The sequence below is a fragment of the Caballeronia sp. Sq4a genome, from assembly GCF_023170545.1.
Classification (GTDB): domain Bacteria; phylum Pseudomonadota; class Gammaproteobacteria; order Burkholderiales; family Burkholderiaceae; genus Caballeronia.
The window spans coordinates 902391-927997 of record NZ_CP084250.1 but is presented as its reverse complement, the minus strand read 5'-3'; the positions used below and the strand labels follow the sequence as shown (position 1 = coordinate 927997).

19 protein-coding genes and 1 pseudogene are annotated in these 25607 nt (G+C 65.7%); 9 read left to right on the top strand and 11 right to left on the bottom strand.

Annotated elements, in window-relative coordinates; translation table 11 throughout:
• Nucleotides 1–17: 17 nt before the first annotated feature.
• Nucleotides 18–1301 carry an O-antigen ligase gene (locus tag LDZ24_RS04300; protein ID WP_248321760.1) on the bottom strand — a complete coding sequence of 428 codons (1284 nt, stop codon included), beginning with the start codon at nt 1299–1301 and terminating at the stop codon, nt 18–20.
• Between the two features lie 136 nt (nt 1302–1437).
• Between LDZ24_RS04300 and LDZ24_RS04295 the strand changes: the two genes are divergently transcribed.
• Nucleotides 1438–2451, top strand: a complete 1014-nt coding sequence (locus tag LDZ24_RS04295) for a glycosyltransferase family 2 protein (protein ID WP_371747389.1) — start codon at nt 1438–1440, stop codon at nt 2449–2451.
• A 49-nt stretch (nt 2452–2500) separates the two neighbouring features.
• A complete protein-coding gene (locus LDZ24_RS04290) occupies nt 2501–3262 on the top strand; it encodes a glycosyltransferase family 2 protein (RefSeq protein ID WP_248321757.1) in 762 nt (253 codons plus the stop codon).
• Here LDZ24_RS04290 and LDZ24_RS04285 read toward each other — a convergent pair.
• Both LDZ24_RS04285 and dnaE read right to left on the bottom strand, forming a co-directional pair.
• Nucleotides 3255–4310 carry a glycosyltransferase family 4 protein gene (locus LDZ24_RS04285; RefSeq protein ID WP_248321756.1) on the bottom strand — a complete coding sequence of 352 codons (1056 nt, stop codon included), beginning with the start codon at nt 4308–4310 and terminating at the stop codon, nt 3255–3257. The genes LDZ24_RS04290 and LDZ24_RS04285 overlap by 8 nt on opposite strands.
• The gene (gene dnaE, locus LDZ24_RS04280) at nt 4310–7825 is read right to left on the bottom strand and encodes a DNA polymerase III subunit alpha (RefSeq protein WP_248321754.1); all 3516 of its coding nucleotides are present in this window, start codon (nt 7823–7825) and stop codon (nt 4310–4312) included. Before dnaE ends, LDZ24_RS04285 begins: the two co-directional genes overlap by 1 nt.
• A 225-nt stretch (nt 7826–8050) precedes the next feature.
• On the opposite strand from dnaE, the gene LDZ24_RS04275 reads away from it, so the two are divergent.
• Both LDZ24_RS04275 and gluQRS read left to right on the top strand, forming a co-directional pair.
• The gene (locus LDZ24_RS04275) at nt 8051–8914 is read left to right on the top strand and encodes a sulfurtransferase (protein WP_175939901.1); all 864 of its coding nucleotides are present in this window, start codon (nt 8051–8053) and stop codon (nt 8912–8914) included.
• Nucleotides 8915–8924: 10 nt separating this feature from the next.
• Nucleotides 8925–9797: a tRNA glutamyl-Q(34) synthetase GluQRS gene (gluQRS, locus tag LDZ24_RS04270; protein ID WP_248321752.1), complete on the top strand. Its 873-nt coding sequence runs from the start codon at nt 8925–8927 to the stop codon at nt 9795–9797.
• Nucleotides 9798–9849: 52 nt separating this feature from the next.
• Here gluQRS and LDZ24_RS04265 read toward each other — a convergent pair whose 3' ends face one another.
• The 4 genes from LDZ24_RS04265 to purT form a co-directional block, all read right to left on the bottom strand.
• Nucleotides 9850–11331 carry a DEAD/DEAH box helicase gene (locus LDZ24_RS04265; protein ID WP_248321751.1) on the bottom strand — a complete coding sequence of 494 codons (1482 nt, stop codon included), beginning with the start codon at nt 11329–11331 and terminating at the stop codon, nt 9850–9852.
• A 436-nt stretch (nt 11332–11767) separates the two neighbouring features.
• Nucleotides 11768–12133: an MliC family protein gene (locus tag LDZ24_RS04260; protein ID WP_248321749.1), complete on the bottom strand. Its 366-nt coding sequence runs from the start codon at nt 12131–12133 to the stop codon at nt 11768–11770.
• A gap of 38 nt (nt 12134–12171) precedes the next feature.
• The gene (locus tag LDZ24_RS04255) at nt 12172–12342 is read right to left on the bottom strand and encodes a DUF6726 family protein (RefSeq protein WP_175939897.1); all 171 of its coding nucleotides are present in this window, start codon (nt 12340–12342) and stop codon (nt 12172–12174) included.
• 31 nt (nt 12343–12373) lie between these two features.
• The gene (purT, locus tag LDZ24_RS04250) at nt 12374–13582 is read right to left on the bottom strand and encodes a formate-dependent phosphoribosylglycinamide formyltransferase (protein WP_248322270.1); all 1209 of its coding nucleotides are present in this window, start codon (nt 13580–13582) and stop codon (nt 12374–12376) included.
• Nucleotides 13583–13902: 320 nt separating this feature from the next.
• On the opposite strand from purT, the gene LDZ24_RS04245 reads away from it, so the two are divergent.
• Nucleotides 13903–14463 carry an META domain-containing protein gene (locus LDZ24_RS04245; protein ID WP_371747388.1) on the top strand — a complete coding sequence of 187 codons (561 nt, stop codon included), beginning with the start codon at nt 13903–13905 and terminating at the stop codon, nt 14461–14463.
• A gap of 3424 nt (nt 14464–17887) precedes the next feature.
• Nucleotides 17888–19405: pseudogene (locus tag LDZ24_RS28095) on the top strand (DNA translocase FtsK); the annotation flags it as partial.
• Nucleotides 19406–19422: 17 nt separating this feature from the next.
• On the opposite strand, the gene LDZ24_RS04235 reads toward LDZ24_RS28095, so the two are convergent.
• The 3 genes from LDZ24_RS04235 to LDZ24_RS04225 all read right to left on the bottom strand — a co-directional run bounded on the left by LDZ24_RS04235 (nt 19423) and on the right by LDZ24_RS04225 (nt 22570).
• The gene (locus tag LDZ24_RS04235; RefSeq protein WP_248321744.1) at nt 19423–20478 is read right to left on the bottom strand and encodes a transporter; all 1056 of its coding nucleotides are present in this window, start codon (nt 20476–20478) and stop codon (nt 19423–19425) included.
• Between the two features lie 103 nt (nt 20479–20581).
• Nucleotides 20582–21103, bottom strand: a complete 522-nt coding sequence (locus tag LDZ24_RS04230; RefSeq protein WP_248321743.1) for an antimicrobial peptide resistance and lipid A acylation PagP — start codon at nt 21101–21103, stop codon at nt 20582–20584.
• Between the two features lie 138 nt (nt 21104–21241).
• Complete coding sequence (locus LDZ24_RS04225; RefSeq protein WP_371747387.1) at nt 21242–22570, bottom strand: lactonase family protein; 1329 nt, start codon at nt 22568–22570, stop codon at nt 21242–21244.
• 179 nt (nt 22571–22749) lie between these two features.
• Here LDZ24_RS04225 and LDZ24_RS04220 point away from each other — a divergent pair, with 179 nt between their 5' ends.
• On the top strand, nt 22750–22902 hold the full coding sequence (locus LDZ24_RS04220; RefSeq protein WP_175939891.1) for a DUF3096 domain-containing protein: 153 nt from the start codon (nt 22750–22752) through the stop codon (nt 22900–22902).
• Nucleotides 22903–23041: 139 nt separating this feature from the next.
• On the opposite strand, the gene LDZ24_RS04215 is transcribed toward LDZ24_RS04220, so the two are convergent.
• Entirely contained in the window at nt 23042–23290 is a 249-nt protein-coding gene (locus LDZ24_RS04215) for a hypothetical protein (protein WP_175939890.1), read from the bottom strand.
• Here LDZ24_RS04215 and LDZ24_RS04210 point away from each other — a divergent pair.
• Entirely contained in the window at nt 23289–23444 is a 156-nt protein-coding gene (locus LDZ24_RS04210; protein WP_248321742.1) for a hypothetical protein, read from the top strand. The two genes, LDZ24_RS04215 and LDZ24_RS04210, sit on opposite strands and share 2 nt — an antisense overlap.
• A 208-nt stretch (nt 23445–23652) precedes the next feature.
• Nucleotides 23653–25521 carry a glycoside hydrolase family 15 protein gene (locus tag LDZ24_RS04205; RefSeq protein ID WP_248321740.1) on the top strand — a complete coding sequence of 623 codons (1869 nt, stop codon included), beginning with the start codon at nt 23653–23655 and terminating at the stop codon, nt 25519–25521.
• Nucleotides 25522–25607 lie beyond the last annotated feature (86 nt).

Sequence of the window (25607 nt, the reverse complement as noted above, 5' to 3'; positions counted from 1 at the left end):
GCAATTTCGGCTATCGGCTATCGTCTATCGGCTCTCGACTCGATGATCGAGCTTTGCGGCAGACGAGTGTCACGCGCAATGGCCGCAAGCAGCACAGCCCATATGAGCGCGATAAGGGCGGTAGTCATCACCACCGTGAGCACGTCGATGCTCAAGCCAAAGATGATAACCGACCCCGACACCGCGATTCCGCAATACGCGGCAGTCGAAACATCGCGGTGCGGCGAACGACGGTATCGCAAGAAGTACACGAGCGGCCCCAAATACAGCAAAGCAAGACAGACGACTCCGACGGCGCCGAGTTCGGCAATCGTCGAAAAGAATTCACTGTGCGCACGCTGGTTGACGACGAGCGGCGATATCGCGCCGGCGTCCGCCATGGTCTGCAGATGGCTTTTCAGGTGACCCTTTCCCACGCCGAGCAACGGATGCTCTTCGAACATTCGTATTGACGCCCGCCACAGCTGCAAGCGAGCACCGAGCGATGTACTCGGCGCGGCATCGTGGGTCAGTAGCGCAAGATCCGACTCCGTCGCCATGACGCGCTCGCGTCCGATGGGCGATGCAAGAAGAAGCGCCATTGCCAGGACGACGGCAGCGGCCGCCGTCAACCCATCTTGCCACCGTTTCACCCACCCGAAATTGAACGAACAAAGAACCAGAAAAAGCGGGATGGCGAGCCACCCGCCGCGCGTGCCCGAAAGATACGACGCATACAGTCCCGCGGCGAATCCTAACAGTTTGAGCCCGATGCCGAGGCGCCGCATCCAGGCATCGCGGTAGTCGTCCCAGCGAATCGTCATCACTGACAGGAAGCCGAGAAGCAAGGCGGTGTTGCCATACGGGATAGGATTGGTGAAATCATTGCCGAGACGGTTGAGTTCAGTCACCGTCATGTGAATTGCGCTATCGGCTGCCCAGACGCCCGCACCGAACGCGCCTAGCATGCAACCCCAACCAAGCGCCTTCAGATATCCGATCGGCACGTTGACGAGCAAAAGAAAGATCGGCAAAGACAGCGCAAAACGCGATAGTCCGTCGAACTCGCGCGGCAGATAGTAGCCTTCGAGTGCCTGCTGCAAGGGCAAATAGACCATGAAGCACAGCATGCCCGCGGTATATAACGGGTACGCTGAAATCAGCAAACGGGGGCTGAGCCTGAACGGCTTGGACATACCGGCGAAGACTGCGATCGCGACCAGGACAAAGAAACAGTACCCCGTTCCGCCTCTCACGACCAACGTGCTTGCGGGCGCCAGCAGGACCATGCTGGCAATAAGATAGCGAATTGTCTTTTCCAATCTTCGAACCTGAAGGGGTGCGGCAGGCCGGTCCGGCCGCGTGTCCCAGAACTCCGGTATTATACGGCTGCCCCATGGCGTACTCGTCAACGAAGGCGAGAGAGACCTGCATCAGCAAGGCTCTTTGGAACGGCCGATGTGTCTTGATCGATATATGTCTGCAACACCTCAATCTACGCGGACCGCGCCGCTCGCGAGCCTGCTGCTCATCACATTTCGCCAAGAAGACACTATCGCCGATGCAATACGAGGCGCCCTGGAACAAACATGGTCGCCGCTCGAAATCCTGATCTCGGACGATGCATCTCCGGACGCCACGTTTGCAATCGCGCAGCGCTGCGTGAACGCTTATCGAGGTCCGCACACTGTACGGCTCTTTCGGAATGAGGTAAATCTCGGCATCAGCGCGCATCTGAGCGCGCTTGCGGCGCGCGCGTCCGGTGAGATGCTGTTCATCGCCGCCGGCGACGACATATCGAAGCCCGAGCGCGTCGAGCGCGTGATGCGCGTGTGGCTCGACAGCGGCAAGCGCTGGGACCTGATCGCCACCGATCTGCAGGACCTCGACGCGAACGGCGAGGCGCACGGCGTGCTGCGCGTGACCGATCTGGACGCTTACCGAAGCTTCGAGACGTGGTCGACCAATCGCCCTCATCTGGTGGGAGCGGCGCATGCATGGACGCGGCGACTTTTCGAAGCATTCGGGCCGATTGCGCCCGGCATTTACGGCGAAGATCAGATCATGGCGTTCCGCGCCATCATGAGCCGTGGCGCGCATACGCTGCACGAGCCGCTGGTGCTCTATCGGCGCGGAGGACTATCGAGCAAGCGCAAATGGCGCACGCCCTATGATTATGTTGCGCGCATCAAGCTGGCCAATCTGAACGGCTCCGGCGAAACGCGCCAGCTCCAATGTGATGCCGACAAGGTCGGCGTTGGCGAACGAATGCGCGCGCTTCTTGCCGGCAAATCTGCCCGCGAGCGGTACGTCAGCGCCCTGTTCGACGAACCATCGGCCATGCGCCGCCTCTCGTTGATGTCAAGATCGAAGGACGTGAGCCTCGGCTTTCGCATTCGCATGTTCGTGTATGCGACGTGGCCGTGGTTGCTCGCGCCGTTCTTCTTCGTGAAATGGCATCTGCGCCGTTGACAGGTCGCGTCATGGCCGCCCGGCTCTTTTCGTCGCTTCCAAGGAAACGTTGAACGTGCCCACCCTCGGCATCGCCATCATCACCCACAACGCCGCCGCGCGGCTCGCGCAGTGCCTCCAATCCGTCTCTTTCGCGGATCAGATCGTTATCGTGGATGGCGGCAGCACGGACGCCACGGTGGACATCGCGCGGGCGAACGGCGCGCGCGTGATCGAAGCGCATGACTGGCCCGGCTTTGGCCCGCAGAAGAACCGCGCCGTCGATGCCCTCAGCACGGACTGGATCATGTCGATCGACGCCGATGAAATCGTTTCGCCGGAACTCGCGGCGTCGATCCAGTCGGCGATTGGCGCTCCGCACGCCGATGTGTACGCAATCGACCGCTTATCGAGTTTCTGCGGCGTGTGGGTGCATCACAGCGGCTGGTATCCGGACTGGATTCCGCGTTTGTTCAGGCGCGGCACGGCGCGGTTCTCGGGGGATCTGGTACACGAGCGCCTTATCCTGTCGACGGACAAACCCGTCGCGCGTCTGAGCGGCAAGCTCATGCATTACTCGTACGAGGACTTCGAGGCGGTCTTGCGCAAGCTGGACGCTTATTCGACCGCCGGCGCGCAGCAGCGCCATGCGGCAGGCAAGCGCGGCGGTTTCGGCGTGGCGGTGTCGCGCGGCGCGTGGGCGTTCGTTCGCACTTACGTGTTGAGGCGGGGCTTTCTCGATGGCAAGACCGGCTTTATGATCGCGCTGTTCAACGCGCAGACCGTCTATTACCGCTTTCTCAAGCTCGCACACTTGAACAAGACTAGGTAGCGCGAATGCCCTGCGCCAGCGCGAGCAGCGCATCGACATGCGCCGCAACGCTCGCGTCGTACTGCACGGCCGGCCCGGACACCCGCTGGCGCCGTGATGCGATGGCCGCGCTCGCCACGCGACGCAGATCGTCCGCGTCGCCCGGCACGAATACATGTTTGGCGCTCTCATCGATGGCATCCACGCAGCCGATGCTCGCGGGAAAGATCACTGGCGTGCCGCACATCACCGACTCGATGCCGACGAGCCCGAACGGCTCGTAGCTGGACGCAAGAATGGTGAAATCCGCCGCGCGATACGCGTCCTCGATATTCTTCACGTAACCGAGATAGCGCACGTTCGACGCCGCGGCTTGCGGCGCGCGTCCCGCCACCGCGACCGTTACCTTCATGCCTGCGAGCGCCTTTTCGATGAGCGGCAGGCCCTTGCGCTCGTGACTGCTCGACGGGAACAGCAGCACGGTCTCGTCGCGCGCAAAGCCGAACTGCTCGCGCAGACGTTCGCGTTCGGTGCCATCAACGGGCGAAAAGCGCGCGCTATCCACGGGCGGATACACCACGCGAATCTTGTCGTCGGCGATGTCGTAGAGCGTGCGAAGCTCGTCGCGCATCATGTCCGAATGCGCGACGATCACGGAAGCCGTCGCATACTGGCTCCGTTCCAGCGCGACCTGCCGCCTGTCCGAACGCTTCGCGCGCCGTCCTGTCGCTCGCAGAAAGCCGATATGCGTGCCCCCGCAAATCGCAATCTCCGAACCTTTCACGCGATTGCAGCCGATCAGGACATCGACGCTCGCGCGCCTGCGCTCGCGCTGCAACGCCCTCGAGAAAAAACCATCGCGCCACTTACCCGGCAGAAAGGACACGTTGATGCGATGCGCCTCCACCATCGCGTATTCGGGCAGCGAAGAATCGATCTTGCGCGCGAAGAATACGGGCTTATTCGGCGCGACGAAACCCGCTTGCGCGAAGCCGCGCACCAGGTCCATCGCGTAACGTTCCAAGCCGCCCGAATGCTTCAGCGCATTGGCGGATATGCCGATGCGCATCAATAAACAATCTCGATTTCACTCCCCGCGAACTCCCCGCGCAGCGCGCTGATGAGATCGTCGGTCGGCTTCACGCGCCACGCGTCGCCTAAACGCACTTCGCCTTCGGCGTGCTCGCTGCGATAGACGATGCTCACGTTGAGTCCATTGGGAATCGGCGCGGCGCTCTGACGCTGACGGCCGTTGTCCCTGACGGGTATCGGCGGCGGCGCGGCCTGTTCGCCTGCCGCATGCGCTTCGAGCACGCGACGCAGCCGCAACGCATCGGCATTGCCGTTCATCTCCACCTTCACCGATTGCGCGTAGCGGCTACGCGCGCGTTCAAGGTCCATCGCCGTATCGACGGTGAAGCGAATGCCGCCCGTGAACGCGTCGTTGCGCGCCTGCCCCTGCACCACCAGCAGTTCGTCTTCCTTGAAAAGCGCCTTGTTCGCTTCGAACTGCTCGTTGAACACGGTCACTTCGCACTGGCCGGTGCCGTCGTCGAGATTGACGATCAGCATCTTGCCGCGCTGGGTCATCTGCGTGCGCATCGACGAAATCACGCCCGCGACGAGCTTGTCGCGCCCTTCCTTCAGTTCGCCGATCTTCTGGCGCACGAAGCGGCGCACTTCGCCCTTGTAGGCGTCGAAAAGATGCCCCGACAGATAGAAGCCGAGCGCCGTCTTTTCTTCCTGCAGACGCTTCTTGTCCGACCACGCAGGCTCGTCGACGAGTTCGTGCTTCTGCAGCGGCGTGTCGCCCATGTCGAAGAGGCCCGCCTGCATGGCGTTGGCGGCGGCCTGTTCGGCGGCTTCCATCGCGAGCGGCACTGAAGCCAGCAGTTGCGCGCGATTGGCATGCAGCGCGTCGAACGCGCCCGCGCGAATCAGGGCCTCGACCGTGCGCCGGTTAACGACGCGCCGGTCGATGCGCTCGCAGAAGTCGAACAGGTCGGTGAATGGGCCGTCTTCGCGCGCCCGCAGGATCTCTTCGATCGCGTTCTGGCCGCTGCCCTTCACCGCGCCCAGACCATAACGGATGGTGCGCGAGCGCTTGCCGTCCGCCTCCGCGACCGGTTCGAAGCGATACGCCGACTGATTGATGTCCGGCGGCAGCACGGTCATGCCGTTGGCGATGCAATCCTCGAAAAGGATCTTCACCTTGTCGGTGTCGTCCATGGCGAGCGACATGTTGGCCGCCATGAATTCCGCCGGATGATGCGCCTTCAGCCACGCCGTGTAGTACGCGAGCAGCGCATACGCCGCCGCGTGCGACTTGTTGAAGCCGTAGCCCGCAAACTTCTCCATCAAATCGAAGATCTCGTCGGACTTCTCGCGCGTGAGGCCGTTCTTGGCCGCGCCTTCCGCGAAAATCTCGCGGTGCTTCGCCATTTCCTCGGGCTTTTTCTTGCCCATCGCGCGACGCAGCAAGTCCGCGCCGCCGAGCGAGTAGCCGCCGATGATCTGCGCCATCTGCATCACCTGCTCCTGATAGACCATGATGCCGTAGGTCTCTTTCAGGACAGGCTCGACGCGCGGGTCCGGATACTCGACGATCTCGCGCCCGTGCTTGCGTGCGCAGAAGCTCGGAATCAGGTCCATCGGGCCCGGGCGATAGAGCGCCACCAGCGCGATGATGTCCTCGAAGCGGTCCGGCTGCGCGTCCTTCAGCATGCCCTGCATGCCGCGGCTTTCCAGCTGGAACACGGCGACGGTGTTCGCTTTCTTGAGGATGGTGAACGAAGCCGGATCGTCCAGCGGCACCTGCCCGAGGCTCCAGTCCTTCTTCGACGGATCCAGCCGGCGGATATAGCGCTCCGCCCAGTCGAGAATCGTGAGCGTGGTCAGGCCCAGGAAGTCGAACTTGACGAGCCCGACGGCTTCCACGTCGTCCTTGTCGTACTGGCTGACGACCCCGCCGTCCTCGCCCTGCGTGTAGAGCGGGCAGAAATCGGTGAGCTTGCCGGGCGCGATCAGCACGCCGCCCGCGTGCATGCCCACATTTCGCGTCAAGCCCTCGACGCGCTGCGCGAGCTCCAGCAACTGATGCACTTCGTCTTCGGTGTCGAAACGCTCCTGAAGCGCCGGCTCTTCCTTCATCGCGTCCGCGATGGTTACGTGCTTGCCCGGCTTGAACGGAATGAGCTTCGCGATGCCGTCCGTGAACATGTAGCCGAGATCGAGCACGCGGCCGATGTCGCGCACCGCCGCCTTTGCCGCCATCGTGCCGAAGGTGGCGATCTGCGAGACGGCGTCCGCGCCGTACTTGCCCTTCACGTACTGGATGACGCGGTCGCGCCCTTCCTGACAGAAGTCGATGTCGAAGTCGGGCATCGACACGCGTTCCGGGTTCAGGAAGCGTTCGAAGAGCAGGTTGTAGCGCAGCGGGTCAAGATCCGTAATGCCGAGCGCGTACGCCACGAGCGAACCCGCGCCCGAGCCGCGCCCCGGGCCGACCGGCACGCCATTGTTCTTCGCCCACATGATGAAGTCGGCGACGATCAGGAAGTAGCCCGGAAAGCCCATCTTGATGATGGTCCCGCACTCGAAGTCGAGCCGCTTGTAATACGTGTCGCGCTGCGCGTCGCGCTCGGCCTCGTCCGGGTAAAGCTGCGCGAGCCGCACTTCGAGGCCTTCCTTCGACAACTGCACGAGGTAGTCGTCGAGCGACATGCCGTCGGGCGTCGGGAAAAGCGGCAGCTTCGGCTTGCCGAGTTCGAGCGTGAGATTGCAGCGTTTGGCGATCTCGACGGTATTCGCGAGCGCCGACGGAATGTCCGCGAAAAGCGCGCACATCTCGTCCTGCGTGCGGAAATACTGCTCGGTCGTGAAACGCTTCTGGCGGCGCGGATTGGCGAGAATGTCGCCCTCCGAAATGCACACGCGCGCTTCGTGCGCCGTGTAGTCGTCCGGCGTCATGAACTGCAGCGGATGCGTGGCGACCACCGGCAGGCGCAGCTTCGCGGCGAGCGCGACGGCCTCCAGAATGTACGCCTGCTCGCCGGGCTGGCCGGCGCGCTGGAGTTCGATGTAGAACGCGTTCGGAAAGAGCTTCGCCCAGCGCTCGGCGTGACGCTCCGCGCTCGCGGTATTGCCCGCCGCGAATGCCATGCCGATGTCGCCGGTCTGCGCGCCCGACAGCGCCAGCAGCCCCTCAGCGAGCCCTTCTTCGAGCCATTCGACCATCACCTCCGCGCGGCCGCGATACTGATTCGTGAGCCACGCGCGGCTCAGAAGTTCGCACAGATTCAGATAGCCGGTCTTGTCGCGCACGAGCAGCAACAGGCGCGAAGGCTTGTCGCGGTCGGCGGGATTCGTGATCCAGACGTCGCAGCCTGCAATGGGCTTCACGCCCTTGCCGCGTGCTTCCTTATAGAAGCGCACGAGGCCGAAAGCATTGGCAAGATCGGTCAGCGCGAGCGCGCCCTGACCGTCTTCGGCGGCCGATTTGACGACGTCGTCCAGCCGCACGATGCCGTCGGCAATCGAGAATTCGGAGTGGACGCGGAGATGAACGAAGCGGGGATCTGACATGCCGATATTGTACATGCGGGCTGTCGCAAAATTGCCCGCGAGGGCCGCGTTGGCCGAACGGATAAGGCGCCCTCCGCTCTCGAAATCGGGCGCGCGCAGCGAATCGCCGAGCGGGGCCGCGCGCCACGCCGGACGCGCCCGCCGTTTGCGGGATAATAGCGGTTTCGCGCAGCGCATGCGTGCCGCGCCTGGTCCCGTTTCGACATGTTTCACCCGTATCCGATCATGAGCATACTGAATCTCTCCGCCTACAAATTCGTCACCATCGAGGACGGCGCCGCGTGGCGGCCGCTCGTCACCGAACGCTGCAATGCGCTCGGCCTCAAGGGCACGATCCTGCTTGCGCCGGAGGGCATCAATCTGTTCATCGCGGGGCCGGTTGCGCAAGTGCGCGAGTTCATCGACTACATTCGGACGGACGCCCTCTTCGGCGGCCGTTTCGCCGATCTGCAGTTCAAGGAGAGCTTCTCCGAGACGCAGCCGTTTCGCCGCATGCTGGTCAGGCTCAAGCGCGAAATCATCACGATGAAAAAGCCCGCGATCAAGCCGGAACTCGGCCGAGCGCCGTCCGTCGATGCGCCCACGCTCAAAGCCTGGCTCGACCGCGGTCACGACGACGCCGGCCGCCCCGTCGTGATGCTCGACACGCGCAATGCGTTCGAAGTGGATGTCGGCACGTTCGAGAACGCGCTCGACTATCGCATCACGAAGTTCAGCGAGTTCCCCGAGGTAATCGAGCAGAACCGCGCCGACCTGGAAGGCAAGACCGTGGTGTCCTTCTGCACCGGCGGGATTCGCTGTGAGAAAGCCGCGATCCACATGAAGGAAGTGGGCATCGAGCATGTTTATCAGCTCGAAGGCGGCATTCTGAAATACTTCGAGCAAGTGGGCGGCGCGCATTACACCGGCGACTGCTTCGTGTTCGACTACCGCACCGCGCTCGATCCGAACCTCCAACCGACGGCAACCGCGCAGTGCTTCGGCTGCCGCGCGGTGGTGAGCGTCGAAGACCAGAAATCGCCGTACTACAAGCCAGGCGAGACGTGCCCCGCGTGCCACCCGGACGCGAAGGTCGGCCAGGCGGCTTAAGCCTCGCTACATGATTTATCGCGGCCGCTTCGCGCCTTCGCCGACAGGCCCGCTCCACGCGGGATCGCTCGTCAGCGCGCTCGCGAGTTTTCTGGATGCCCGCGCGCACGGCGGAACGTGGATCGTGCGAATCGAGGACGTCGATTCGCCGCGCACGGTCCCCGGCGCGGCCGACGACATTCTCGCGACGCTCGCCCGTTTCGGCATGCATTCCGACGAGCCGCCCGTCTGGCAGAGCCGGCGCGACGACGCGTACGCTCGCGCCTTCGCGCAGTTGCAAGCCGACGGCCTCGTCTATCCATGCGGATGCACACGGCGCGAGATCGCCGATTCCCTCGTGCACGCCCACGCGCGTCACGCGACGCTCGCGTATCCCGGCACGTGCCGCAGCGGGCTGAACGGCCGCGCCGCGCGCGCGTGGCGGCTGCGCGTGCCGGACGGCGACGCGGCGCGCGTCACGTTCGTTGATCGCTGGCAAGGGCCGCAGTCGCAAGATCTCGCCACCGAGGTCGGCGATTTTGCCCTGAAGCGCGCGGACGGCTTGTGGGCGTATCAACTGGCGGTCGTGGTCGATGACGCCGACGCAGGCATCACGCACGTCGTGCGCGGCGCGGATCTGCTCGATTCGACCGCCCGGCAAATCTACCTTCAGCGGTGTCTCGGCGTGCCGACGCCCGCCTATCTGCACGTGCCGGTCGTCAACAATGACATCGGCGAGAAACTCAGCAAACAGACCGGCGCGACGCCGCTCGACACCACCGCTCCGCTTGACGCGCTCATACAGGCAGCGCGGCATCTCGGAATCGATGCAGCGACCGCGTGCTCGCTGGATGCGTTCTACGCCCGGGCCATCGCCGACTGGGCGAAGCGATTCGTGCGGTAAAACGAAAAACGGCAGCCGTGAAGGGCTGCCGTTCCGATGGACGCGCGCAGGCTCAGGACGTCTTGCGCGGCATGCCGAGTCCGCCGAGGAGCGCCGCCAGCGGCTGCTTCGAAACACTCTTGCGCTCGGGCTCGACGGTTTCCTCTTGACGCTTCATCGCCGAGGGCGACGGTTCGTATGGCTTCAGGAAGAACTCGTCCACCGGCTGCTGACGCCCACGCGGCCGGTCGTATGCGCTCGACGTGCGGCGGCGCGAACCCGATTCGTCGCGCGCGCCATGCCGATGCTCCGAGCGCTCGCCGCGCGCCGGCCGCTCGTCGCGGCGGGATGCGTCGCGCCGCATCGGCGTGGCGACTTGCAGCGTCTCGACTTCGAGCGGACGCTTGATCAGCTTTTCGATGTCGGCCAGCTGCTTGCGCTCGTTCGGGCTGCACAGCGACAGCGCGTCGCCCGAAGCGCCCGCGCGCCCCGTCCGGCCGATGCGGTGCACGTAATCTTCCGCGTTGAACGGCAGATCGAAGTTGATGACCGCCGGCAGTTCGGCGATGTCGAGACCGCGTGCCGCGACGTCCGTGGCCACGAGCGCCTCGATCTCGCCGCGCTTGAACGCGTCGAGCGCCTGCATGCGCTCGCTCTGCGAACGGTCGCCGTGAATCGCGGTCGCCACGATGCCGTCGCGCTCCAGCACGCGCGCGAGCCGGCTCGCGCCGATCTTGCTGTTGCAGAACACGATCACCTGCTTGAGCCCGCGCTCGCGAATGATCTGCGCGACGGCGCCCGACTTGTCGCTCTCGTGGACTTCGTAGACGATCTGGCGGACGTTGGTCGCGGTCGAGTTGCTGCGCGCGACTTCGATGGTCTGCGGATTACGCAGATACGTCGCCGCCAGCTTCTTGATTTCCGGCGAAAACGTGGCCGAAAAAAGCAGCGTTTGCCGCTCCTTCGGCAGCAGATTCAGGATGCGTTGCAGGTCGGGCAGGAAGCCCATGTCCAGCATGCGGTCGGCTTCGTCGAGCACGAGCATCTGCACCTGGCCGAGATTGAGCGTCTTTTGCTGCACGTGGTCGAGCAGGCGGCCCGGCGTCGCGATGAGAATCTCGACGCCGCGACGCAGTGCCTCGGACTGCGGGTTCATGTCGACGCCGCCGAACACGACCGTGCTGCGCAGCGGCGTGTGCTTCGAATACGTCTGCACGTTCGCGGCGACCTGATCGGCGAGTTCGCGCGTCGGCGTGAGCATGAGCGCGCGCACCGGATGCCGCGCAGGCGATGCGCTGGTGTTGGCGTTCGGCAGCAGGCGCTGGATGATCGGCAGCGAGAAGCTCGCCGTCTTGCCGGTGCCGGTTTGAGCCGCGCCCATCACGTCGCGGCCCGAGAGCACGACGGGAATGGCTTTCGCCTGAATCGGCGTGGGCGTCGTGTAGCCCGACTCGCGCACCGCCTTGAGGATCTCGGGGGACAAGCCGAACTGGTCGAACGTCGGTGCGGCCGTGGCTTCTTCGGTGGACGTGTTCGGGGCGACGGAATCAGACATGGTGACTATGTTGGCTTTCGCTATAAAACCGCTGATGCGGCGCGCGTGAACGATCGTTGAATCCGACTCGGCGTTGCACGCGTGTTTCGGTGGCGCGGAACGACCCGCGACGCAATCTGTTAGGGGTTGCACGCTTCTCGTGCGCATGATGCGTGCCTTGGCGCGCGACTGGACAGGCTGCCGGACATCGGGCATCGGCGGCGCGGCTTGTTTCGCACGCTCCTTCGACGCACACCCGAATGGAACACGGCTTCGATGACGCTTTAGCGTCACCGGGCGCTGCGGCCGCGCGCGCCACCCGCTGCACAGCGGTTGCCCGGGCGCTGGGAAGGTCCGCTGGAAACCGCCGCCCTCTCACTGCGGGAAAGCCGCACATTGTAGCACCGCCTGTCGAAGGCTTCGGGCGCTCGTCCCGAGGGCGCGCGCTTGCATCCGGCTACTTCCCGCGCGCCTGACAGTCCGCCAGCAGCGGCGGCGAATCCTTGGCGGCCATCTCGTCGTACAGGTTCGCTTGCGGGCCCTTGGTCCACCAGACATATTGGTCGGCGGCGTATTTCGCGCCCGAACCGGCGATCACGTTCACGAACAGGAGCTTGCGCCCGTCCACGGTCAACGCCGCGAAGCTCTGGCGGTTGCGCGTGGTCGTGTACTGCACGGTGATGCTCTTGCCGTCGCGGCAGTCGTAGCGCGTGGATTGCGTCGATGCCGTCTGAATTTGCGGAACCGTCAGCGGCATGGCCCGCGCCGATTGCACGGCCAGCGCCATCGGCAACGCGATCGAGAGTGCGAGAAGCTTGTTCATCGTCCTGTTTTTCGGTGTTTGATATTGCTGCACGCCGGTCAGGGATCGATCACGTCGGCGCACGCATCGGTGGGCGCGGCCGCGACGTGACCGACGACCGGCACGATCTTCAGGCCCGCGGATGCAATGCGGCACGGAGCGGCGGCAAGGCCGCAGCCCGACAGCCCCACGCATGCCGCGACGAGCGCGGCGAGAACCAAGCGTTTCACTGGAATGCTCCTGTTTGTCGCACGGCGGCCTTCACTTGATGGAAACCGGACGCACCTTCGATGCCGCGAGCTTCGCCCGATCGCGCGCCTCGTCCGTATCGACGCCCGTCGCCACCGCCACGCCCATGCGCCGCTTCACGAAGCTCTCCGGCTTGCCGAACAGCCGCACATCCGCGCCCGGCACGGCGAGCGCCTCGCGCACGCCTTCGAAGGCAATGCCCGCTTCGTCCAGACCGCCGTAAATGACCGCCGACGCGCCCGGCGTGCTCAACGACGGGTCCACGGGCAGCCCGAGAATCGCGCGGGCGTGGAGCTCGAATTCGGAGAAACGCTGCGTCGCGAGCGTGACGAGGCCGGTGTCGTGCGGACGCGGGCTCACCTCGGAGAACCACACGTCATCGCCGCGCACGAACAGTTCCACGCCGAAAAGGCCGCGCCCGCCGAGCGCCGTCGTCACCTTCTCGGCGACCTCGCGGGCTTTTTCCAGCGCGGCCGCGCTCATCGGCTGCGGCTGCCAGGATTCCACGTAATCGCCCGCCACCTGAACGTGCCCGATCGGCTCGCAGAAGTAAGTCTGCGTTTCGCCGCTCGCCGGGTCCGCCGCGCGCACGGTGAGCTGCGTGATTTCGTATTCGAAGTCGATGAAGCCTTCCACGATCACGCGGCCGTGATTGACGCGCCCGCCGGCCATCGCGTACTGCCATGCCGGCTCCACGTCCGCCTCGCTGCGCAGCACGGACTGCCCCTTGCCCGACGACGACATGACCGGCTTCACGACGCACGGAAAACCGATGGTCGCGATCGCCGCTTTCATCTCGTCGAGCGATTGCGCGAACGCATAGGGCGAGGTCGGCAAGCCGAGCGTTTCGGCGGCCAACCGGCGAATGCCTTCGCGATTCATCGTGAGCTGGGTGGCCCGCGCGGTCGGAATGACGGTCGCGCTGCCCGACGCCTCGATGTCCGCGAGCGCGTCAGTGGCGATGGCCTCGATCTCGGGCACGATCAGATGCGGCTTCTCGCGTTCCACGAGCGCGCGCAGCGCGGCGGGATCGGTCATGTCGATGACATGCGCGCGGTGCGCGACCTGATGCCCCGGCGCGTTCGCGTAACGATCGACCGCGATGACTTCGACGCCGAGCCTCTGTAGCGCAATGATCACTTCCTTGCCCAGCTCGCCCGCTCCGAGAAGCATGACGCGCGTGGCGCCCGGGGAAAGCGGCGTGCCGATGCGCACGGCCATATCGTGCGGTGCGTTCTGGTCGGCTGAGTCGGTCTGCATGCGTGCTCCGGAAGCGTTTCGGTTGTGCGTCGGCAACGAGTCTCTTCGATAACTCGAACGCCGATTATCACGATTCGGCGGGGATGTTAACACGCAGCGCAGCCGCCGACTGCTATGCCATTCGGCCTATTGACAACGCATATGGACTCGCGTCCGCGCCGCGAATTCCCGCGTGCGTCGATGGTCCGCCGCATGACAAATGATTTGTTGCATCTCGATGCTAGACAAACGATACGACGCCTGCGGTACCCTTACGGCTTTCGCCAGCCCTGGAATTTTCGATGTCTTCGCATTTTCGCCGCGCTTTATCCTCACGCGCGATGCCGCGTCCGCTGGCCATCCTTGCGCCTTGCGCCGGCGTCGCTGTTTTGATGGCAAGCCTCGTGAGCGGGTGCGCCATGCCGAAGCACTCGGACGCGAGCGCGCCGCCCACCGATCCTTACAACCCGGCCGCGACTCAATTGCTCGACGACACGCATTGGGAACTGACCAGCTGGACCGAGGCGAACGGCCAGCCGCGCGCCGTGCCGAGTCGCGCCGCGGGCAGTCAGCCGATCACGCTCGATCTGTCCACGGAGAGCGGCCGTCGCCGGGCGAGCGGCTTTTCAGGCTGCAATCGCTACACCGGCCCGTACGTCCTCAAGGACGGCAAGTTGAGCTTCGGTCCGCTCGCCGGCACGCGCATGGCGTGTCCATCGAGCGTCGGCGGCGCTCTGGAGCAGCCTTATCTCGACGCGCTCGCTCATGTCGCGAAGAGCGGCGTGCAGATGAATCCGCCGCAATCGCTTCAGTTGACGCTCGACAACGGCGGCGTACTGACGTTCGCGCAGCGCGCTGAATGACACGCGGCCGCGTCGCGCTCGCGCGGCGCATGACAGGCTAAGTGTTGCTGACTGTTGCGCGCTTGCGCCATGCGCGTCCGGTTCAGCCCGCAACCGTTAAACTGCTCAGTCGATACGCCCGGCCAGTGCGCGACACACGCACGTTGCCCCCGTTACCGTTACGCGACCGGGCAGCCGTCTCTCACCCGTCTCATCCAACCTTGGTTCGATCCTTAGCATGCACACGGTAGTTCTCGGCTGGTTCGGTGCATCAGTCGTCTGGTTTCTCGCTCTCTTGTGGCGCGTCGTCAAATCGGTGCTTCCGGGCGGCGCGGGGCTGCGCGGTCCCGGCACGATCCGCCTGTGGCTCGGCTTCTTCACCGTCCTGCTGTCGAGCGCGACGCTGGAAGGCGCGCTCGCCGGCGCGCTCGAAGCACAGGAAAATGTCAATCGCGCCGGCCGCGCGCTCGCGGGGGCGCTCGCCGGCCTTGCGCATGCGCCGGGGGCCATCGCCATCGCGGCAGCGGTGTTTGCGATCAGCCTGCCGTGGCTCGTCGAATTCAGTTGGCGCTCGGTGCTCGCCTGGGCCGACGAAGCGTTCGGCTTCGGCCTTCCGCAAAGCTGGCTGACGCCGCGCGAGCCGTCCGAACGCGAGTCGCGCACTCGCGAGCCCGAGCGTGCCAAGTCGGGGCCGAAGTCCACGTCAAGGCGCAGCGCGCAGGCGAGCGCGAAGCCGACCGGCATGCGTTGGCGCGAGCGCCGCCCGCGCGAGACGACGACTGCGGATGCGCCGTTGCGAGGCATCGGCGGCGAGCGTTTCGATGCCACGGTCTCTCGCGCCTCGCACGACGAGCCGACGCTCGGCATGCCCACCGGGCAACGCAGCGGACGCTATCAGCGGCCGACGCCGTGGCGTCCGCCACCGACGGCGGGGCGCGTCGTGAAGGGCGCGGAGGCATCGGCGGCGGGCATCGCGGCGACGGCGGAGGCGTATTCGCGCCGCCCCGCGTTCGAGCGCGCCGGCACGCCGGTGTCCACGTTTGTCGAGCCGGTCGCGCCCGACGGATGGCTCAATTCCCTGTCGACGGCAGCGGCGGCGCTCGGCTCGACGGCTTCGCGTGCCACCTTGCCGTCGGGCTCGCCTGCCCGCAGCGAGGCGGGCGCGGCGGCTTCGCTGCGTTCTTCAGCTTCTTCCACGGGTTCTGCTTCTTTTGCGTCCGCCCGGGCGCCGCAGCGGCCGATGTCCACGCAGACCACGCCGGCACGCGCCGCAATGTCCGGCAACGGCCCGGCTTCCACGCCGAGAAATAGCGCCCCGGCGCGCAACCCGGCTTCGTCGTCCGCGGCGACGTCGACGCAGACATCGCGTGGCCCGGTGAGGCGCCCGTTGCCCACAGAGATGACAGGCGATGGACGCTCGTCGGCTTTCGCGCCGCCCGCGTTCTCGCGTCCGCCTTCGCCGCCTGTGCCGCCGCCCGCGCCCGACGCCATTCAGGCGACGCTGCGTTCCATCGAGGAGAAAGCGGCGCTCTGGACGTCGCTGGCAGGGGCGAGTCTCGCCCGCCATCACGAGGCGCAGGCGTCGCCGTCGACCGATGCGGCGTCGCTGGTTTCGGATGGCGCGGTGAGCGCGAGCGCGTTAAGGGACGGCGTTTCGGGCGACCGTGAGCCGCTCGGGTTGCGCGCTTCACCGGATTCTCTGTCTGACACGCGCGCCACGGCTGCACGGGTCGAAGAAGCGGCCTCGTCCAGCTTGCCGGTTCGACGCGAAGCAAGCGTGGAAGCGCCCTTTGCGCCACCGACCGATGCGACGCAATTCGCGGCACCGCAAACGCCGCAACACGAGTCCGCGAGCGAGGTCGAGGCGGCGCCGGCAATCCCAGACGCCGGTGCACGCGCCCAGCGCGAACTGAGCGCAACAACGCCTTCGATGCCGTCGCCGATCTCCGACGAGGCGTCGACCGAACCGATCACCACGACCGAAGCGCCGTTGGCAACCTCGGACGCTGGCGAAGAACCGCCCGCTATCGCGGAAACGCCCGCATTCGTTCCGCAATCAGCAGTCGACACGCGCGCCGGCTTTCAGACAGCCGAGAATAACGGACGCCTGACTGACGGCGACGCATCACGGGCTGACGAGTCGCCGGCCGACGCGCTGGAGCAAGCGACCGCATCTTCGTCGCTCGCTGAGGCGCCCGCATCGCACGAAGTCGTCCACGCGTCTGCCAGCGCTGTGAAAGCGCAAGGCGCGTCGACCGAGCCGGCGCCTTCGATGGCATCGCAATCGCCGAGGCCTATTTCAGAAGCGTCCACGACGACGGCGGTCGGGCATGGCGCAGAACCGCCCGCCGACTCGCCAAGCATGGACCCGGCGGTAACATTGCCGGCGCACATCGTCCCTGACGCACCGGCCACTCTCCAAACAAGCTCCGATGCGGAACGTGAGCCGCACGCGCCGTCATGGAAAGTGTCCACGGCGACTGCGGTCGGGCGTGGCGCAGAACCACACGCCGGCGTGCCAAGCATGGAACCGGCGGCAACATCGCCGGCGCACATCGTCCCTGACACACCGGGGACGCCCGAAGCACACTCCGATGCGGAACGTGAGCCGCACGCGCCGTCATGGAAAGCGTCCACGGCGACCACTGTCGGGCGTGGCGCGCAACCACCCGCCGACGCGCCAAGCGTGGAATCGGCGGCAACATCGCCGGCGCACATCATCCCCGACGCACCGGCCACTCTCCAAGCAAGCTCCGATGCCGAACGTGAGCCGCACGCGCCGTCATGGAAAGCGTCCACGGCGACCACCGTCGGGCACGGCGCAGAACCACCCGCCGACGCGCCACGCATCGAACCGGCGGCAACATTGCCGGCGCACATCGTTCCTGAGCCACCGGCCACGCTTGAAGCACGCTCCGATGCCGACCGTGATCCTCACGCGCCGTCATGGCTGATGCGCGAACCGCTGGCCGACGAGCCCGCGCATCCGGGGATGGACGCGATCGCCACCGCAGCTACCGCAGCCGCCGCGTCGAACGGCGCGCAGGAGTCTGTCCGGCGACTAGCAAGCGCACAGGACTTCGCCCCCTCTTCCGGCGTCGACGTCTCGCGAGACGCCCGGCCGATGCCTGCGAGCCCGCCACCGCTAGAAAAGCGCGAAGAGTCGCCCTTCGAACCGGACACTGCGCCGGATCGACCAGACTATCCGTTCGATTCGGCGCCCATCCTGCCGCCGCCGCTGCCCCGCGCGCTGTCCGAGCCGAGCGAGCCGCAGCCGTCGTTCGACGAGCCACCGCCCTGGCTCGATCACGAGCCGCAGACGTTGTCCGCGTTGCCCGTGCCGCCCGCGCCCGCGTTCACCGCGCCATCCACGCGCGCAACCTCCATCGACGAACCGCGCCCCGCCGCCGCTCCCGAGCCGCGTCAGCCGCTGCGCGGCTTCACGCCGACCGAGTTCGAATTCCACGCGCCGCAAGCGTCGGCCGTCGAGTTGCCGACGCTAGATCTCCTCGAACCCGCGTCCGACGAAGTCGAGCCCGTGTCCGAGGAACGCCTCGCCGATACCGGCCAACTCATCGAGCAGCGCCTGCAGGAGTTCAAGGTGCCGGTGACGGTGGTGGGCGCGTCGGCGGGTCCGGTCATCACGCGCTTCGAAGTGGAACCGGCGCTCGGCGTGCGCGGCAGCCAGATCGTCGGGCTGATGAAAGACCTGTCGCGCGGGCTCGGGCTCACGTCGATCCGCGTCGTCGAAACGATTCCCGGCAAGACCTGCATGGGCCTGGAGTTGCCGAACGCGCGGCGGCAGATGATCCGCCTGTCGGAGATTCTCGAAGACGACGTGTATCGCGCGTCGAAGTCGAACCTGACGATCGCGATGGGCAAGGACATCGTCGGCAATCCGGTCGTCACCGATCTCGCGAAGGCGCCGCACATGCTCGTCGCGGGCACGACCGGCTCGGGCAAGTCCGTCGCCATCAACGCAATGATCCTTTCGCTGCTCTTCAAGGCGAAGCCCGAGGACGTGCGCCTCATCATGATCGACCCGAAGATGCTGGAGCTGTCCGTCTACGAGGGCATTCCGCATCTGCTCGCGCCGGTCGTCACCGACATGAAGCTCGCCTCCAACGCGCTCAACTGGTGCGTCGGCGAAATGGAGAAGCGCTATCGGCTGATGTCGGCCGTGGGCGTGCGCAACCTGCAAGGCTTCAATCAGAAGGTGCGCAACACCGAAGCCGCGGGCAAGAAGCTCACGAACCCGTTCTCGTTGACGCCCGACGCGCCGGAGCCGCTCTCGACGCTGCCGCTGATCGTCGTCGTGATCGACGAGCTCGCGGATCTGATGATGGTCGCCGGCAAGCAGATCGAGCAATTGATCGCGCGCCTCGCGCAGAAGGCGCGCGCCGCCGGCATCCACCTGATTCTCGCCACGCAGCGGCCGTCGGTGGATGTCATCACCGGGCTCATCAAGGCGAACATTCCGACGCGCGTGGCGTTCCAGGTCTCCTCGAAGATCGATTCGCGCACGATTCTCGATCAGATGGGCGCCGAATCGCTGCTTGGCGCGGGCGACATGCTGTTCCTGCCGCCCGGCACCGGCTATCCGCAACGCGTGCACGGCGCGTTCGTCGCGGACGACGAAGTACATCGCGTGGTCGAATATCTGAAGCAGTTCGGCGAGCCGGAGTACGAAGAAGGCATCCTCTCCGGTCCGACGCCGGAAGGCGGCTCGCAGGATCTCTTTGGCGAAACGCCCGATGCGGAAGCCGATCCGCTCTACGACGAAGCCGTCGCGTTCGTCGTGCGCACGCGGCGCGCGTCGATTTCGTCGGTGCAACGGCAGTTGCGCATCGGCTATAACCGCGCCGCGCGTCTCGTCGAGCAGATGGAATCGGCCGGGCTCGTCTCGCCGATGGGCAGCAACGGCAATCGCGAAGTGCTCGCGCCGCCCGGCCCGGCCGACTGAGCCATCAGCTCAGCGCCTCACCACACGCGCAGCTTGCGCAGCAGGAAGATCGTGATGGCGGCGCAGCCCGCCATCACGCCGATCACGATCCAGAACGACGCCGGATCGTGCGTGCCCGGCAAGCCCGCCACGTTCATGCCGAAGATGCCCGTGAGAAGCGTCGCGGGCATCAAGAGCGCGGACATGATCGCGAGCCACAGCAGCTTGCGGTTGATGTCCTCGGAGAGCAGCGCCGCGATTTCATCCTGCAAGAGTTTCGCGCGTTCATAGAGTCCTTCCAGCCCCGCACCCAGGCCGTTGAGCACCTGAATGGCCTGCACGAGCGCCTCCATGGAACGCGGCTCGGCCCACTCCAGACGACGCGTGACGAGCTGCGTCAGCGCATTGCGCTCGGGATCGATGAAGCGCTTCACCTCCACGAGCCTGCGCCGCACGTCGCCGAGATGCGCGCGCCAGTTCCCCTGACCGTTTTCGAGCACGCCCTCCTCCACGTCGTCGAGCCGGTCGCCGATATCGTCGATGCGATCGACGAAGGTCTCGTTCAGCGCGCGGATCAGGCCCGCGAAAAGGTCGACGGTATCGCGGAACGTCGCGCCTTCGAGCACGGCGTGGCGCAGACGGTCGGTCGATTGCAGCGGACGCGCCCGCACGGTAATCATGCGGTGGCGGTCGACGTAAAAGCGCAGCGCGCTCGTCGCCCGATTGGCCTCGCGCACGCCCGGCGAGGCCGCATCCGGCGCGGCCGCGACGAGTTCGAGGTCCGCCACCACGCCGTACACGAAGTTCGCGCCCATGTGCACGCGCGGCCGCTTGTCCTCGCCGTTCAGGAATTCTCGCGCGACGTCCGGCATCGACGTGACGCCTTCGAGCCAGCTTTCCACGGTGTCGTCGTTGGCCGAAAGATGCAGCCACGTGAAGCCGTCGCCCGCGACGGCCCGGCGCGCCTCGTCCCACGAGAGCCGCAACGCGTCGCCGCCCGCAAAGTCGAACGCGCTGATGAATCCCGGCGGCGCCGGCTGGTCGTGACCGGCGCGCGCGCGCTCGGCCGGGTCTTGCGTACGGGTCGTATCCAATGTTGCTTCCCTGCTGTTACCTTACGAATTATCGGGACACCTTTCGATTCCCGATACGATGCAACTCCACGCCCGCACAAAAGCGGGCCGCCCGGCCATCGTACTAGAACTCGTAGCGTCCCCAGAAGAAGGCGACGTCGCCGTCGTTCAGGCCGGGCAGGCGCGGAATGAACGTGCCCATCAGCGACGCGCGCTTGTAGCGGATCGAGCCGATGGGCAACGCGAGCGGCAACGGGAAATAGTGCGCGACGTCCGAGCGCGCGGTGAGGCCGGCGAAGAAGCCGCCGCCCGCCTGCAAGCCGCCCAGCACCGGCTTCGTGAACCACTGCCGCGCATAGCCGCCTATCGGCTGGAAGTTGTGGTGAGAGTCCGAGAACCCGAACGCGAACAGGATGTCTTCGTGGCCGTTCGCGTCGGTCCAGTGCTTGCCCGCGCCGCCGCCCCACGACCACGGATTCAGCTCGCTGCGGTTGTGATAACCGTCGATGTGCCAGCCGTAGCCCGTGACGTAGAGATCCCACGTGCCGTCGCGCGCGACGCGCATCACGCGCTCACACGCCGACGACATCCAGTCGCGCTTGAAATCGCATTGCCCTTCGTCGGCGCGCGCGGCGAGAGAACTCATCGCGCACGCGCTCAGCAACGAAACCGTGACCGCCCTGACCGCTATTTTTCTTGTCATCGTCGATGGACTGCGTATCGCTGTGAAGGTAAGACGCCGGGGCGCCGCGCGTCAAACGCCGCGCGGCGCTTCGTCATGAGCTCACGAAGGCGAAACGAACTTGAAATCGACCGGCGAGCCGATCGACAACTGCTTGGGATCGGACGCGAGTTCGCCCGTCGCCGGATCGCGGCGGAAGAAGTACGCGCTGTCGCTCTCCTGATTGCCGACGACGAGCCAGCGTCCGCTCGGATCGATGGCGAATTCGCGCGGCGTCTTGCCGAGCGTCGGATAGCGTTTGAGCAGCTTCAGATGCCCGTTGGCCGGATCGACGGCGAATGCCACGAGCTGATTCGCGTCGCCGCGATTCGTCGCGTAGAGAAAGCGCCCGTCCTGCGACAGGTGCAGCGCGCCCCCGCCGATCTTGCCTTTGAAGCCGGGCGCGGTCATCGGCACGGACTGCGTTTCCGTGAGCTTGCCGTCGGCGTAGTCGAAGACAAGGACCGATGCGTTCAGTTCGGTCGTCAGATAGGCGTGCTTGCCGCTCGCGTTGAAAACCAGATGGCGCGGGCCGGAGCCCGGTTTGATCGGCGTGTAGCGCGACTCGGTCGGGCCGAACAGACCGCGGCTGCCGTCCGGCGTGTAGCGATAGCCGAACACCTTGTCGACGCCCAGGTCCTGCGCGAAAAGATACTTGCCGTCGGGCGAGAAGACAGTCGAATGCACGTGCGAGTTGTCCTGCCGTCCTTTGACCGGGCCGCTGCCTTCGTGATGCACGGTCAGCACCGACGTGCCGACGTGTCCATCGGCGGAAAGCGGAAACACCGCGAAGCTGCCGCCCGGATTCGCCGCGACCGAATAGTTGGCCGTGAGCAAGTACTTACCGTCGGGCGAGATGGCGAGATAGCACGGATCGTTGCCGTCCGCCGACACGCGGTTCAGAAAGCTCAACTGCCCGCTCGCGCGATCGAAGCGAAACGCGCTGACGCCGCCGCGCTGCGACGCCGGGCCATTGTCGCCCGGCAATTCGTTCACCGCGTAGACATAGTTTCGATCGCGGCTGACGACGAGATACGACGGATTCACCGTCTGCGCCGATGCAATGCGCGTGAGCTCGCCATTGCCCGCATCGAAACGATAAACATAGATGCCTTCGCTTTTCCCGCTGCCCGTGTACGTGCCGATGAGCAGGTCGAACACGTCTCCTGAGTTTCCCGTTGCAGCGCCGGTTGCGCTACTGCTCGCGGCGGTCGCCGGCGGCGTCGCGTTGCCGGCCGTCTGCGCGAACGATTGCGCGGCGGCAAGTGAGAGCATCAGCGCCACGCCTTTGGCCCAGCGCGCCGGCTTCGCGCGGGCGGGCCATGCGCGCAAGAGCGGGCGCGGCGCTTGCAACGGCGCACGCATCGGGGCGCAGGAACGGCTCGGTTGCATGAGACCTCCTCATCGACTGTTTGCTGCGTGTTATGGATATCACGCGCCCAGGCGTCGCGTGACCGGCGTGACTGGCGTGCGTGGGCAGCAAATTGCGGACCGCTCGCGCGAAGCCTGGGTCGATGCGTCGCGCGTTCCGTCCAGCCACAGCACTCTAACCAACAAAAGGAGCTGATGCGATGAACATCCACGTAAGCCTCGGGCCGCTCGTTTCGCTGATCGCGGGCATCCTCATCCTCGTCATGCCGCGCCTGCTCAACTTCATCGTGGCGATCTACCTGATCGTCATCGGGCTGATCGGACTATTCGGCATGGGCACGACACACTTGTGACGGCGATGCGCGCTCGCGGTTCCGCGCGCCGAGCGCAGAACGCAAAAGGCGCACGCGCGGATCGGGCCGCAAACGTGCGCAGGGTGTGATGGATGACGGAAGGTGCCGCGCTTCGAAAGCGCGCGGCTGGCGACGGCGTTCAGCCGTTCGCAAGCTGATCCAGACGCAGACGCCCTTGCAGCGACAGCGCCCCGACCGACAGCCCGCTCATATCGAAGCTGTAGCGGCTGAAACAGCCTCGTTCGGTGAGAAAAGCGGCAGCCGTGTCCATCGCGTTGCGGGAGAGGCCGAGGCGCTTGTGATCGAGAGGAAGCAGGTTGTCGCTGTCGCGCACGCGGCTCGCAGCGGAAAGAATGGCGATGCAGTCTGCTTTCGACGGATTGAGCATGGTGATGGTTTCCTCGAAACGCAAAGCAACGAATGATGCCGGCCGCCCCGGCAAGCCGACTGGGGAAAACGAAGCCGAAGGCGCAGTGATGCGCATCGCGGTTACGTTTAGCTTCCATTCTAAACATCAGCCGAAACGCGTGACAACGGTTTAATCGGCGCTTCAGTAGCGCTTTTCCGCCAACGCGCGCGGCGCGCGGTCGCAGGACGGGCCGGCAGCCACGGCACGCGCCCGGTTTTCTGCTTGCGCCAAGCGAATGCGGCAGAATGCGACCACATGAACGGCCCGTCGTTCCGGCTTGCCGCCCGAGCGTGGCCACCCGTCGACCGCGGCGCGTCGCCGCCAGCACAACCACGCTCACTATGCCCGCTCTGATTGAAGACTACGCCATGATCGGCGATGGCCATACCGCCGCCCTGGTCTCCCGCGACGGCTCCGTCGACTGGCTTTGCTGGCCGCGCTTCGATTCGGGCGCGTGCTTCGCCGCGCTGCTCGGCACGCCCGAGCATGGCCGATGGCTGCTCGCGCCGTCGATGCCGGACGGCGAGGCGCCGGTCGTGCGCCGCCGCTATCGCGACGACACGCTCATTCTGGAGACGGACTTCGAAACGCCGCAGGGCGCGGTGACGGTGGTCGATTTCATGCCGTCGCGCAATGGTCATTCGGAACTGGTGCGCATCGTGATCGGACGGCGCGGCGTCGTGCGCATGAAGATGGAACTCGTGCTGCGCTTCGATTACGGGTCGGTGGTGCCGTGGGTCAGTCGCCTGCCGAACGACAGCGGCATCCGCGCGATCGCGGGGCCGGACCTCGCGGTGCTGCGCACGCCGGTGGAACTGGTCGGCGAGAACATGCGCACGACCGCTTGCTTCGACGTCACCGAAGGCGAGCGCGTGCCCTTCTCGCTCTGCTATTCGCAGTCGCATCTGCGCTTGCCGCCCGCCCACGATCCGCACACGCAACTCGCGCGCACCGAGAATCACTGGCGCGAATGGTCCGGCAAGAGCCAGGTCTCGGGCCGCTGGGCGGGCGCCATCCGCCGCTCGCTCATCACGCTGAAGGCGCTGGCTTACGAGCCGACAGGCGGCATCGTGGCCGCGCCGACGACCTCGCTGCCCGAACAGCTCGGCGGCGCGCGCAACTGGGACTACCGCTACTGCTGGCTGCGGGACGCCACCATTACGCTGCTCGCGCTGATGCGCGGCGGCTACTACGACGAGGCCCGCGCCTGGCGCGCGTGGCTCGGCCGCGCGATGGCCGGCGCGCCGTCGCAGGTGCAGATCATGTACGGCATCGCGGGCGAGCGCCGGCTCGCCGAATGGGAGATTCCGTGGCTGCCGGGCTACGAGGGATCGCAACCGGTGCGCGTGGGTAACGGCGCGGTCGAGCAGTTGCAGCTCGACGTGTACGGCGAAGTGATGAACGCGCTGCATCTCGCGCGCGTCGGCGGCCTGCAAAGCGACGAAACCGCGTGGTCCGTCCAGTGCACGATGCTCCAGCATCTCGATACGGTCTGGGATCAGCCGGACGAAGGCATCTGGGAAGTGCGCGGCGGCCGTCAGCACTTCACGTTCTCGAAGGTCATGACGTGGGTCGCGTACGACAGGGCCATCCGTTCGGCCGAACAGTTCGCGCTGGCAGGACCGGTCGACCATTGGCGGGACATGCGCGCGCGCATTCACGCGGACGTCTGCGAAAAAGGCTGGAATCCGACGTTGAACGCGTTCACGCAGGTCTATCACGGCGACGCGCTCGACGCGAGCCTGCTCCTCATACCGCTGCTCGGCTTTTTGCCGCCGGACGATCCCCGTGTGACCGCCACCGTACATGCGATCGAGACCAACCTGACGCACGATGGTCTCGTGAAGCGCTATCACACGACGGAAACGGCGGACGGCCTACCGCCCGGAGAAGGCACGTTTCTGGCTTGTAGCTTCTGGCTGGTGGACAACCTGGCGTTGCAGGGCCGGATCGACGAAGCGCACGCGATGTTCGAGCGTCTCGTCGGTCTCGCGAACGACGTCGGGCTGCTCGCCGAGGAATACGACACGGTGGCGAAGCGCATGGTCGGCAATTTCCCGCAGGCGTTTACGCACGTCGCGCTGGTGCATACAGGGATGAACCTGATGAAGCACGAGCAGGCGATGGCGCATGCGACCGGCCAGCCATCCGACGCGCACAGAAGCGCCGCCGGAAAAGAGCCTGCGGTCGGCATGACCGAAGACTCCTGAGAAACGACGAGCCTCGGTGCATTTGAGGCTAGAATGGTGCAATGCACAACGATCAAGCTGTTGCGGGAAAACCAGCAACTTTGACC

Excerpts from the sequence above, each read along its gene's own strand:
- LDZ24_RS04285 (WP_248321756.1), bottom strand. The coding sequence starts at position 4,310 with ATGCGCATCGGCATATCCGCCAATGCGCTGAAGCATTCGGGCGGCTTG.
- LDZ24_RS04275 (WP_175939901.1), top strand. The coding sequence starts at position 8,051 with ATGAGCATACTGAATCTCTCCGCCTACAAATTCGTCACCATCGAGGAC.
- dnaE (WP_248321754.1), bottom strand. The coding sequence starts at position 7,825 with ATGTCAGATCCCCGCTTCGTTCATCTCCGCGTCCACTCCGAATTCTCG.
- LDZ24_RS04210 (WP_248321742.1), top strand. The coding sequence starts at position 23,289 with ATGGTGATGGTTTCCTCGAAACGCAAAGCAACGAATGATGCCGGCCGC.
- LDZ24_RS04215 (WP_175939890.1), bottom strand. The coding sequence starts at position 23,290 with ATGCTCAATCCGTCGAAAGCAGACTGCATCGCCATTCTTTCCGCTGCG.
- LDZ24_RS04260 (WP_248321749.1), bottom strand. The coding sequence starts at position 12,133 with ATGAACAAGCTTCTCGCACTCTCGATCGCGTTGCCGATGGCGCTGGCC.
- LDZ24_RS04225 (WP_371747387.1), bottom strand. The coding sequence starts at position 22,570 with ATGCAACCGAGCCGTTCCTGCGCCCCGATGCGTGCGCCGTTGCAAGCG.
- LDZ24_RS04205 (WP_248321740.1), top strand. The coding sequence starts at position 23,653 with ATGCCCGCTCTGATTGAAGACTACGCCATGATCGGCGATGGCCATACC.
- LDZ24_RS04220 (WP_175939891.1), top strand. The coding sequence starts at position 22,750 with ATGAACATCCACGTAAGCCTCGGGCCGCTCGTTTCGCTGATCGCGGGC.
- gluQRS (WP_248321752.1), top strand. The coding sequence starts at position 8,925 with ATGATTTATCGCGGCCGCTTCGCGCCTTCGCCGACAGGCCCGCTCCAC.
- LDZ24_RS04295 (WP_371747389.1), top strand. The coding sequence starts at position 1,438 with ATGTGTCTTGATCGATATATGTCTGCAACACCTCAATCTACGCGGACC.
- LDZ24_RS04230 (WP_248321743.1), bottom strand. The coding sequence starts at position 21,103 with ATGAGTTCTCTCGCCGCGCGCGCCGACGAAGGGCAATGCGATTTCAAG.
- purT (WP_248322270.1), bottom strand. The coding sequence starts at position 13,582 with ATGGCCGTGCGCATCGGCACGCCGCTTTCCCCGGGCGCCACGCGCGTC.
- LDZ24_RS04245 (WP_371747388.1), top strand. The coding sequence starts at position 13,903 with ATGTCTTCGCATTTTCGCCGCGCTTTATCCTCACGCGCGATGCCGCGT.
- LDZ24_RS04265 (WP_248321751.1), bottom strand. The coding sequence starts at position 11,331 with ATGTCTGATTCCGTCGCCCCGAACACGTCCACCGAAGAAGCCACGGCC.